Genomic DNA, 12,118 nt, shown 5'->3' on the forward strand with positions numbered 1-12,118 from the left:
TGCTCTGCGCATGCTCATCTTCCTCAGCGGTTAAAATAATATACTTTTTCAATAAAGAGAGCTAAGTAGAATATGATGCCTTTGAATTTCCACATTCTATTAAGCTTATTAAATTTAATGCATTATCAACAAGAAGTAAGAAGATTTTATTGACTTACGAACAAATGTTAGTTAATAAATCTTTCTACTAAATTTTAATAAATTTAATAGAATGCATACCCCCGCTCTTTTCATTGATTTGCAAAATGTAAAATCCCGGGTGTAAATCATCAACCGGAAATTTGTATTGCTGACTTCCGGATTGAATATCCAGATTAAAGGATTTTGCAGTTTGACCGCTGATATCTTTGATTTGGATTAGACCTTTCAAAGTTCTCTGACTATTCATTGTTACGTCTAAAGAATAATTCACAGGGTTTGTCTTCAGCTTAATTTCAGAAATTTCAGATTGAATGGTTCCTACATTAACTGCACAGGATAATCCTCGTCTGATCTGACCGCGAATTTCACCCGGTGGATTGGCAGCGGTGTGCACATTCACATAAGCTCCATCACTCTCAATTTTCTTTGCTACAGTTCCCTGGATATCGACGACTCCTGCAGCATATGGATTCGGGAGTTCGAGAGGAATTAAAACAGAACCATTGGCTCCAAATCCTGCGTCGTGAATATGCGCAGAAAGGGCATCCCCATTGAGGTCAATGGCAAATACTGTATATTCCAACTCTGTAGCTGCTTTATTCACCGCAACATGCGATGCACCATACCCTGCAACATTTTTCTTCGGTACTTCCTGATCGCCACACAAATCAAAAGCATATACATTAAGCAAATTGTTCTGAATTTGTCCACGGATTTCTCCAGCCGGGTTTGCCGCGGTGTGTATATTAAAATACAATTCGTCCTTCAGAAATGCCAGCGTTTGCACGCGAGTTAAAGCAGTCGAACCGGAATACACTCCGGGGAAAGGTGTTGGAGTCAGTGGCGCCACAACCGGTCCACTCTGTCCGGCAGCGGCATGGTGTATATGTGCATTGGTTGCATCTAATCCTTCTGAAATCACGAGATAATACAAGGTATCAAACGCAGGATAGCCCAGGACACCGTATCCGTACCCTCTTGCTGAGGTAGTAACAGGTGGTGTTTCCTGGTCCCCGTTTAAAAAGGCATTGCCACTGAATATTGCCGGCGATTGAACCTGACCCCTAATTTCTCCATCTGGAAAAGCTGCGGTATGTATATTGACATAAACACCCGTATCAAAAGCGTTTAAGATCACATCAATCACTGTTAACTGATCATCGATGACACCGGTGATAAATGTTCCTGAATTCAGATCAGCGATCACCGGACCGGTTGAATTTGCATCGCCCTTGTGGATGTGGACGGCAGTAGGAAGTCCTGTAAGACCGATTGGCATGATTTGATAGTCAATTCTCGTCAAATTCGGAGAAACTCTCAATACACCTAAACCCAAACCTGGAGCAGGCACGGGTGGAACCTGGCTGGATCCCAGTAAAACCACAGGCATGATCAATTCTGCTCTCCAATCCAGCTGTCCCCTGATCTCGCCAGCAGGGAATACACTTGAATGCAGATTAACATAGAGCCCGCCGGAAGTCGCCAATTCCAGAAACAGGGCAGGAACAGGCACTATAGCGTTTATCCTTTGACCGGTAATAAATGATGTAAGATTCAAAAACACAGGACCGTTGGTGGCCCTGTCACCCAGGTGAAGGTGGCAACCCGTAACATTGCCTGTGATGTTTGAAAATGCGCCATGTATTTCCATTTCGCTGAGGTCTTCAGAAAGCAGGAAGGTAAATAAGCCGCTGGCATCGGTCCGGACCATGGGTACTTCATTATTGCCATTCATTTCTGCAATAAATAACAGCTGCCCATTTTCTGCATAAACCGAATGCACAAAAAACATTAAAAATGCAATAGACCGCAAAAAAGTAATTGTTGATTTCATAGTCCTATAATTTAATCGTGAAGGAAGGCTAAAGAATAATTATTGCCAGATTGAATACTACAAATTCATGTTTACAAAATTAATTCTTTAAAAGAATCAATTTCAAATTTTAACACTTTAAAGAAACACCTGCTTGTTTCAAATGGTTTTGGAGCTGATCTTGAAATTAAGCAAGTAAAGCGGATACTGCATGAACGATATCTGTTTTTCCAAGGCCATATTTATCGAGAAGTTCAAGGGGTTTACCAGATTCACCAAAAGAATCATTGACTGCGACAAAGGCCTGTTTACAAGGAAACTTTTGGACTAAAAGCTGAGCTATGGAGTCTCCCAGTCCTCCGTTGCGCTGGTGCTCTTCGCAGGAAACTACCCGTTTGGTTTTCATAACGGATCTAAGGATTGCCTCTTCGTCTAAGGGTTTGATGGTATGTATATTGACCACTTCACAATCAATTCCACGGGATTCCAACTCTCTGGCAGCTTCAAGTGCCAGCCAGACCAAATGGCCGGTCGCGATGATGGTCACATCAGATCCTTCCTTAAGCAACTGCGCTTTGCCAAATTCAAATTTTGTGTTTTCCAAAAAAACAGGCCAGTCGGGCCTGCCAAACCGAAGGTATACCGGTCCGTCGTGTTCAGCAATAGCCAATACCGCTTGTCTGGTTTGTTCGGCATCTGCCGGAACGACCACAGTCATCCCAGGCAGCATCTTCATTAATCCAATGTCTTCTAAAATCTGATGGGTTGCTCCGTCTTCTCCCAGAGTAAGTCCGGCATGTGATGCACAAATCTTCACATTTTTTCCGGAATATGCAATGGACTGCCTGATCTGGTCGTACACCCGCCCTGTACTGAAATTTGCAAAGGTCCCGGTAAATGGAATTTTACCAACAGTTGCCATTCCGGCTGCCATACCCATCATGTTGGCTTCCGCAATTCCTGTTTGAAAAAACCTGTCTGGAAATTCTTTTTCAAAAGCATCCATTTTCAAAGAACCGATGAGGTCCGCACACAAAGCTACCACTTGTTCGTTTTGACGGCCCAGTTGCAAAAGGCCTTCGCCAAATCCATTACGCGTTGCAGATTTTTTTGAAGATTGAAATGTATCCCAGGACATAGTTAGAAGTTGGCAGTTAGCCGTTGGCAGTTGGCAGTAAAAAGTTTATAATTTGAAGATCTTTTATAGACAAGTTTATATGGCTTCCATTTATTATCATTGAAATGAATATAAGAGTGAAATTATAATTAAATGAACATTGATTTGTACTGTATTAAATTCAATTTTATAAAACTACTTATAAGCTATTTTATCTGTCCACCTCAATCTGCCAACTATTGACTATAACCGCTGACTGTTGACTGCCAGCTGTTCCCTGCCAACTTTCTCAATAATCCCCCATCGTCTCTTCCAGCTGTGCCAGAGCAAGGACTGTTTGTTCATCGTTGGGAGCAACACCGTGCCATTTGTGCGTGCCCATCATAAAATCAACGCCGAAGCCCATGATGGTTTTCATTAAAATCACGATGGGTTTTTGTTGGTTAGTTTTTGAAATGGCGGTTTCAAGACCGGTTACAACTTGCGACATATCATTTCCATCCATGTGCAGCACTTCCCAGCCGAAACTTTTCCATTTGGCTTCGAGATCCCCGAGGTTCATTACCTTATGGGTTGGACCATCTATTTGCTGGCCATTCCAATCGACCGTGACGATCAGATTATCTGCTTTGTAATGTGCTGCAGCCATAGCTGCTTCCCAGATTTGGCCTTCCTGAAGTTCGCCGTCTCCAGTGAGTACATATACAAAATGAGGATCCTGGTTTAATTTTTTAGCAAGCGCAGTTCCGAGCGCCACACTGAGTCCCTGACCCAAAGAACCGGAAGCAACCCTTACTCCGGGTAGTCCTTCATGGGTGGTTGGGTGGCCTTGTAATCTCGAGTTGATTTTTCTAAATGTATTTAATTCCTCTAGAGGGAAATACCCACTTCTGGCGAGGATGGAATAAAAAAGAGGGGAGATATGTCCGTTGGAAAGAAAAAACAGGTCTTCCCCGTGGCCTTCCATTTGAAAAGGCAGATATTTTCGGAGAAACCTGAAATACAAGGCTGTCAAAAAATCAGCACAACCCAGAGAACCTCCCGGGTGACCGCTGGCGCACCGGTTGGTTTGGCGAATGATATCTCTTCTGACCTGAGTTGCTAAACGTTTGAGACCATCGACATTCATACCGGCAGCAAAAGTAGTCAAAGAATCTAAAATGACTTACAAATCATTGAGCCTTTGGAATAAATACATAGTTTATTTGCCATATGACTGATGGGTGAATCGTCTTGGACGAATCGTCCATTGCCTGGCAAAATACCGGAGCTGATCTTCAAAGGCGCGAATCCAATAGTCAATGTCGTGGCCACCCGGACTTTCGTGGTATTCGTGATTCAAATTCATCGACTTTAATTTCGATTGAAACTGACGATTCGCCTGTATAAAAAAATCATCGGTACCGCAGTCAATTCTGAATCTTAAATCCGGATGGCAGTGGGAATCCAGGAGATAGAGACAACTGAATTTTTGCCAGAGGTCTTCACGGCCTCTGAACCTGCCGAATACTTCTTCCAGATTCCATTCCCCGGGAAACGGAAGGATATCCAAAGCCCCGCTGATGCTACCTGCCAAGCCATACAGCCCGGGATGTTTCAAAGCCAAATAAATAGCCCCATGGCCGCCCATACTCACCCCCGTTATCCCTCTGAAATTTTTATCCCGAAGGGCTGGATAGTGCCGTTCGACATACAGCCTGACCTCTTCGGAAATATAGGTATCGAATTTGCTCTGGGGAAGTACAGGACTGTTTACATACCAGCTCGCATAATTTCCATCCGGGCAAACAATGATGATTTTAAATTGGTCTGCCCAGTTCCGCAATTGCATTTCTACGTAATTCCAACCCGAGTAATCGCTGCTGTGTCCATGGAGCAAATAAAGCACCGGGTATTTTTCATGGCTCCCTTCCGTAACATCTGGTTGAAAGATGAGGGCTGGAAAAGAACGGCTCATTTGTGTGCTATATATCTGAACGGTGTCCACTCTGGCAGTGCTATGTGAAATAAAATGGATAAGCAGGCAAAAGAATGTACTAACTGTTTTCATTGGAAAATGTTGAATCTGCTCAGCAGACCACCGGAATAAAGGTATGCATTCCGTAGATTTCATTTAACAGGATGTGAAAGGGTTTTCTAATTTTGAGCCCTATGCAGGGAAAACACCTGTATTCTATCGACATGTTGCGGGGCCTGGTGGCCCTGTTGGTTTGTTTATATCATTTTACGGAAGGTTTCTTTCCGGAAGATGATGTGTTCAGATTTATTTTCTCGCGGGGCTATCTGGGAGTGGAGATCTTTTTTATCATCAGCGGATTTGTCATTCCTTTTACGATGTACAAATCTCATTATGAACATTCGCATGCCGGAAACTTCATGCTCAAAAGGTTGATCCGCATTGAGCCTCCCTATTGGTGCAGCATTGCCTTGATTTTTTTAATCGAGTATGTATCCACGTTTTTCAGACACTACAAGGATAAAGAAATCTATTTTGAATGGAAGCCGTTGCTTTATCATGTGCTCCACATCAATGATTTTCTGGAGACTCCTTGGCTGAGAGGGATCTATTGGAGTCTGGCTATTGAAGTCCAGTATTATCTTTTGATGGCATTGATTTTTCCGTTTATTTTATTTAGAAAATTCTGGCAAACTGTTGCGGTCCTGTTTTGCTTTTGCTTGGGACGCTGGTTGGATGCAGATGAATTGGTATTTTATTATGGCTGTCATTTTGTGACTGGTATTGTGCTTTTCAATTACCACATTGGTGATCTGAATACGAAGCAGGTTTGGATTGGTTTATTGTTTTGTTTTGGCATCACATTATGGTGTTTTGATATCTACCATTTATCGGCCAGTGTGGGATCCGCCTTATTCATTCTTTATTTTAACAAAATGGTATCTCCACTGGTATTTCTTGGAAAAATATCGTATTCGTTTTATCTGATCCACATTCAGGTGGGATGGACATTGTTGGATGCCATTGAGCGAAGTTATCCGAATACGAATTTGATGCGAAATATGATAATCAGTATTGCAATAACTATTCTTGCTTCGTGGTTGTTTTATCTGCTGATTGAAAAACCAAGCCATCATTGGGCGCAGAAAATAAGATGGGGAGGGAAGGCAGAAAGCTTAAAGCGGGAAGCTGAAAGCGGGAAGCTGAAAGCGTAAAGCTGAAAGCGTAAAGCTGAAAGCCCATACAAATCACAACAACAATTGAATACTAATCATGTTTTATTCAGATAGACACGGCAGACGCATTGTATTTTGTTATCATGAAAAAAGTAATAATTCTATTGTTTTTCCTTTATAATAATAGTCTCAATTTATTTTCGCAATTTGAGGACTATCAATGGATCTTGGGGTATTATAGTGGACAGGGTCCAAACACCATGAACTTTAATTTTGAAAATGAACAGCTACAAATCACTACCAGGCATTCGTCCTATAAGGTATCTGACGGAAATGCTATCATCTCTGCACCCGATGGCAAGAAAATCATCGCCATGTCCAATGCTTACACCATTTACCATCGTGAACTCGACACCATGGTCAACGGGGGCCGCATCAATCGAAATACAGCCTTTTACAGTAAATACGGATCTTCCCTGGCACAATCCGTTTTAATCCTTAACCTTCCAGGTTCATCCAGCTATTATAAAGTATTTTATTTTTGGGAAGATCGGCCGAAACCCGATAGTTTTGTTCAAGTTAACAAACTATACGAAGCAACCATTGATGCACAATTGAACCAGGGTCTGGGCCAGGTCTTAGATTACGACGTCCTGGTGGATACAGACCGTTATGATTTTGGCAAATTGCAAGCTTGTCGCCATGCCAATGGCCGGGACTGGTGGGTTGTCATCCCTAGAAGGTATGCCCCACAACTACTGGTGTATTTGTTGGATCCTTCGGGTATACGTCGACACCATGTAGAAGCATTGCCCTTTGACATCAAAACCGGTATCGGGCAAGCCCAGTTCAGTCCCGATGGCACTCAATACGCCATTGCCCAATCTCAGGACAATTTTCGGCAAGGTCAATATTTGCAACTTTTTGATTTTGATCGCTGCAGTGGGACGTTTAGCAACATGAACTCAATCCATTTCCAGGATACTTTTGGGGGTGGCGGTTTAGCATTCTCATCCAACTCTCAAATTCTCTACTTTGCAAGCACGAAAACAATTTATCAATTTTATCCCAAACAATCTGATGTGGCTGGCTCCAGAACTTTAGTTGGAGAATATCAAGGAATGATTGATAGTTTCTTCTCCTGGGCACCCTGTCATATAGGATATTTAATTCTTGCGCCAGATCATAAAATTTACATCACTAATACAACGACAACGTATTGGATGCACAGCATCGAATATCCGGATAGCATTGGCAGATCTTGTAAATATTAGGAAGGGAGGTTAAAGTTGCCTGCTCCAAACTTTAGTTCCATTCCATCCTACCCCCATTTTAGGTTGGGACCGGTCGATGAAAGCATTTGCGACAGTCTTGGTATCGACAATATCCCACTGGCCCGATGGCGATACGAAGCCAATGCAGCTGAGCTACAAACTATTCATTTTTTTGATCTCTCAAACTACGATCCCAGCGAATGGTCCTGGGACTTTGGAGACCAAGCCAGCGGATCGAATATTTATTCAAATCTGTCCAATCCTGTACACCGCTTTTCAAGCCCGGGAGTATATCGCATCTGCCTCACTGTGCGCAATGCAAATGGTTCGGGTACTCAGTGCAAAGAGGTCAACATACTTTTTACCTCTAACGAACAAGATCTACCTAAATTAAAACCTAGCATTCAGTGGCAATATTATACTCAATCACATACCTTATCTATAGATGCAATCAACTTACTAACACCAGTTAGCATTGCAATTGGCAATGCTCATGGCCATACACTGATCCATAAACACGTTAAAAATCTACCGGCAGAGATTTCATTAGTTGATTTTCCTCCAGGAGTTTATTGGATAAAAGTTATAGATAGTGAGAAACACTTATTATTTAATAAAATAATAATTCCTTAAGAATTTTTCAGAATTAAAGTTTTTTAAATCTGAGTCCAATAATTATATTATAAAGACACGATACTGTGAGCTGAATTTTCTTTTATTTGGGTTTGTATTCCCTTGCCATTCTTTTCAACGCGACCATTTCCTTCATCATTTCCCTGGCTTCTTCGCAGGGCGCTCCGAAATAGGTTTTTCCGGATTCGAGGTCTTTACCAACTCCGGATTTTGCAAGGAGTGTAACCCGGTCACCAATTCTTAAATTTTGTGCTACCCCAACTTGTCCATACATCGTTACCCAATCACCCACAATTGTTTTTCCTGCGATGCCCACCTGCGCCGCCAACAAACAATGTTTACCGATAACAACTCCGTGACCGATATGCACCTGACAATCTATCTTTGTTCCTTCGCCAATGATTGTATCTCCGCTTACTCCTTTGTTGATCGTGGTTCCTGAACCTACATCCACGTGATCGTGTATCACTACGCGACCACAGGATCTCCATTTTCGAAATCCCTCAGCTGTTTTTTTAAAATAAAAAGCATCCGTTCCGATGAGTGCTCCGGATTGTATGTTTACATGTTGACCAATCACAGTATATTCACCGACAACGCTGTTGGCCCCGATATAACTATATGCTCCAATCACCGCATGATGCCCGATAAAAACATTCGCATCGATATGTGCCGTTGGATGTATCCAGGATGAATCTGAAATCGCCTGATGCTGATTGACAATGGGTCTGGATTCAAGGACCAGCTGATTATACACTTCGAAGGGCTGATCGGTTACCAATAGGGTTTTTCCTTCCGGACAATCCGTCTCTTTATTGATCAAAATAGTCGTTGCTGCAGAATGTATCGATTTTGCATAATATTTTTCGGCATCCACAAATGTCAGATCACCCTTGCGCACTTTATGTATTTCATTGATGCCTAAAATGAGCTGGTCTCTTTGGCCAATTATTTTCATCCCAAACCTTTCTGCGAGGTCTTTTACGGATAATGCTTTTGCTAATTGCATAGACTATAATTTAATGTGCTTCCAGCCAATTGTTTCCAAATCCGATTCCCACTTCAATGGGCACTTTTAATTCGGGTATTGCATGTTTCATTTCGTATTGAATGATTTGTTGCATTTTTTCTAATTCACTTTTTGGAACATCAAAAACCAATTCATCGTGTACCTGAAGAATCATTTTCGATTCCAGATTTTCTATTCTCAAACGATCGTGAATATGTATCATCGCCAACTTGATCATATCTGCAGCAGTGCCCTGAATCGGTGTATTTATGGCCACGCGCTCGGCATTGGTTCGCGCGAGTGCATTTTTAGAATTGATATCGCGCAAGACTCTTTTGCGCCCGAGCATCGTCGCAACGTATCCATGGGTTCTTGCATTCTCCACGACATTGGCCATGTAAGATTTCAAGCCGCTGTAAGTTTTAAAATATTGATCGATCAGATCTTTGGCATCGGTGCGGCTGATGTTCAATTGCCTTGAAATATTGGTCGAACCGGCACCATATAAAATCGAAAAATTGACCGTTTTCGCATTGCGCCGTTGATCGGCAGTCACCTGATCGTAATCTACATTATAGACTTTTGCAGCCGTAGCGCGATGGATATCCTGCTCTTTGATAAATGCATCGAGCATCATCTCTTCATTTGCGATTTCCGCAATCAGTCTCAGTTCTATTTGCGAATAATCAGCTGAAATCAGAACATGATCTGCATCTCTGGGAATAAAAGCTTTGCGGATCTCCCGCCCCGCTTCGTCCTTGATGGGAATATTCTGCAAATTCGGATTTTCGCTGGCGAGCCTGCCCGTTGCTGCACGTGCCTGGTTGAACGAACTATGCACTCTGCCTGTTTTGGGATTGATCATCAAAGGCAAAGCATCTACGTAAGTCGATTTTAATTTTGATAATTTCCTGAATTCGAGAATGTCGTAAACAACTTCATTTTCTTCGGCCAATTCGCTTAACTTTTCTTCATCGGTGCTGTATTGGTTGGTACTTGTCTTTTTCCATTTATAGGGAATCTTCAATTTATCAAACAACACCTCGCCCACTTGTTTCGGACTTGCGATATTAAACCGCACGCCTGCTTTTTGGTAAATTAATTGTTCGGCTGCATAAATTTGTTTTTCGAGAACTTTCGAATAATCATTCAGAAAATCACCATCGATGCGTACGCCGGCATGTTCCAGATCGCATAATACTTTTACCAGAGGAAGTTCGATTTTGCGCAAAACGCTTTCCAATTCATTCTTTTGAATTTCTTCTTTTAAAACCGGAAGCAATTGTAAAGTCATATCGGCATCTTCCGCTGCATATTCTTTGATCTTTTCCAATTCGACATCCCGCATGGACCCTTGCTGCGCGCCTTTCTTCCCGATCAATTCTTCGATAGCAACCATTTTATAGTTGAGATAACTTTCGGCGAGATAATCCAGTTTATGCCGCTGATCGGGTTCGATCAGATAATGTGCAATCATCGTATCGAATTCCGGAACAGGTAGATGCACTTCATACCATTTCATCATGAGCATATCGTACTTGATATTTTGTCCGATGAATTTTTTTGTTGTGTCTTCCAACAGATCTTTAAATTGTTTAACGCATTTTCTGGCTTCACTTTGCTCTGCAGGCACCGGCACATAATAGGCCTCTCCTGCTTTTATACAAAAAGACATGCCTACCAGCTCTGCCTGATTGGCATCGATACCGGTGGTTTCCGTATCAAACGAAATCAGTGCAGCATCTGAGAGGCTTTTCAATAAATTGCGGATCTCTGCATCGGATTGGACCAAATGATAGGTATGTGGCGTTGAATGAATGTCGTGCTCGCCTATTTTATAAGCTTTCGTCTCGGTTTGAGACGCAGACGATTCCTGCGCAACTTCTTCAGCAAACAAAGTGGATTGTGTAGGTTTAAATGCCGCTCCCAGTATGGTATCTGCAAGACTTCTGAATTCAAGCAGCTTGAACAGTTCCATCAGTCTTGCTTTATCAAATCCTTCAACCCGGTACATTTTTTCGTCGAAGCGGATGGGCGCATGAATATCGATGGTTGCGAGTTTTTTACTCAATAGCGCGAGGTGTTCGTGCTCAATGATTTTGTCTTTGAGTTTACCGGCCACTTTGTCTTTATTCAGCAATAAATTTTCGATGGTATCAAATTCCTCAAGAAGTTTCGCTGCGGTCTTCTCACCCACTCCCGGAATTCCGGGAATATTATCGACGGCATCGCCCATGAGTCCGAGCATATCAATGACCTGGTCAACTCTCCTGATACCCCAGCTTTCGGTGATTTCCTTAGGGCCCAGAATATCGACTCCATTGCCTTGTCTGGAAGGTTTGTACATAAAAACATGATCTTCTACCAGCTGACCGTAATCCTTATCCGGTGTGACCATATACACTTCAAAGCCTTCTTTGGAAGCCTGCTTGGCCAGTGTTCCAATCACATCATCTGCTTCGTAGGCTTCGACGGTGACGATCGGTATGTTAAATGCTTTGATGAGCTCTTCGATATAGGGAAATGCATTGGTAATATCTTCCGGTTGCGCTTCCCTGTTTGCTTTGTATTCGGGAAATTCTTTATGCCGGAAAGTCGGTCCGGACAAGTCAAAAGCTACTGCCAGATGCGTTGGTTTTTCGCGACTGATGATATCCCAAAGCGTTCTCGTAAATCCGTTGATGGCGGAAGTATTCAATCCCTTGGAATTGATCAAAGGCCTCGTTATAAAGGCATAATGCGCCCGGTAAACGAGGGCATGGCCATCCAGCAGGAATAGTTTTTTCATATACAAAAATGAAGGGTGAAGATAGGGAAAAGATTATAGTTGATGGATTATCCCAATTCATGCATTGGAATCCAGTTTCTTAGCTTAAGGCATAACCATTATGCATATAATATATTTTCAATTCTAATGCAGAGATTGGGATTATCCATATTGGATGATGGAGTCCCGATAAAATGATATAGCTCTTTTACAAAATAAATAATCGCGAACA

9 protein-coding genes are annotated in these 12,118 nt (G+C 42.3%); 3 read left to right on the forward strand and 6 right to left on the reverse strand.

Annotated elements, in window-relative coordinates:
- Nucleotides 1–187: 187 nt before the first annotated feature.
- The 4 genes from IPM34_14070 to IPM34_14085 form a co-directional block, all read right to left on the reverse strand.
- On the reverse strand, nucleotides 188–1,975 hold the full coding sequence (locus IPM34_14070) for a CHRD domain-containing protein (GenBank protein MBK8956663.1): 1,788 nt from the start codon (nucleotides 1,973–1,975) through the stop codon (nucleotides 188–190).
- A gap of 166 nt (nucleotides 1,976–2,141) precedes the next feature.
- A complete protein-coding gene (locus IPM34_14075) occupies nucleotides 2,142–3,092 on the reverse strand; it encodes a transketolase family protein (protein MBK8956664.1) in 951 nt (316 codons plus the stop codon).
- A gap of 268 nt (nucleotides 3,093–3,360) precedes the next feature.
- Nucleotides 3,361–4,200: a transketolase gene (locus IPM34_14080; GenBank protein MBK8956665.1), complete on the reverse strand. Its 840-nt coding sequence runs from the start codon at nucleotides 4,198–4,200 to the stop codon at nucleotides 3,361–3,363.
- Nucleotides 4,201–4,272: 72 nt separating this feature from the next.
- Complete coding sequence (locus tag IPM34_14085; protein MBK8956666.1) at nucleotides 4,273–5,121, reverse strand: esterase family protein; 849 nt, start codon at nucleotides 5,119–5,121, stop codon at nucleotides 4,273–4,275.
- Between the two features lie 101 nt (nucleotides 5,122–5,222).
- Between IPM34_14085 and IPM34_14090 the strand changes: the two genes are divergently transcribed.
- The 3 genes from IPM34_14090 (at nucleotide 5,223) to IPM34_14100 (ending at nucleotide 8,110) form a co-directional block, all read left to right on the forward strand.
- A complete protein-coding gene (locus IPM34_14090) occupies nucleotides 5,223–6,242 on the forward strand; it encodes an acyltransferase (protein ID MBK8956667.1) in 1,020 nt (339 codons plus the stop codon).
- A gap of 104 nt (nucleotides 6,243–6,346) precedes the next feature.
- Nucleotides 6,347–7,477, forward strand: coding sequence for a hypothetical protein (locus IPM34_14095; protein MBK8956668.1), 1,131 nt, complete (start codon nucleotides 6,347–6,349; stop codon nucleotides 7,475–7,477).
- 15 nt (nucleotides 7,478–7,492) lie between these two features.
- A complete protein-coding gene (locus tag IPM34_14100; protein MBK8956669.1) occupies nucleotides 7,493–8,110 on the forward strand; it encodes a PKD domain-containing protein in 618 nt (205 codons plus the stop codon).
- Between the two features lie 82 nt (nucleotides 8,111–8,192).
- On the opposite strand, the gene IPM34_14105 is transcribed toward IPM34_14100, so the two are convergent.
- Nucleotides 8,193–9,119: a UDP-3-O-(3-hydroxymyristoyl)glucosamine N-acyltransferase gene (locus IPM34_14105; protein ID MBK8956670.1), complete on the reverse strand. Its 927-nt coding sequence runs from the start codon at nucleotides 9,117–9,119 to the stop codon at nucleotides 8,193–8,195.
- Between the two features lie 10 nt (nucleotides 9,120–9,129).
- Nucleotides 9,130–11,907, reverse strand: a complete 2,778-nt coding sequence (polA, locus tag IPM34_14110; protein MBK8956671.1) for a DNA polymerase I — start codon at nucleotides 11,905–11,907, stop codon at nucleotides 9,130–9,132.
- Nucleotides 11,908–12,118: the final 211 nt, after the last annotated feature.

This window comes from Saprospiraceae bacterium, from assembly GCA_016716185.1.
In the GTDB taxonomy this organism is placed as follows: domain Bacteria; phylum Bacteroidota; class Bacteroidia; order Chitinophagales; family Saprospiraceae; genus Vicinibacter.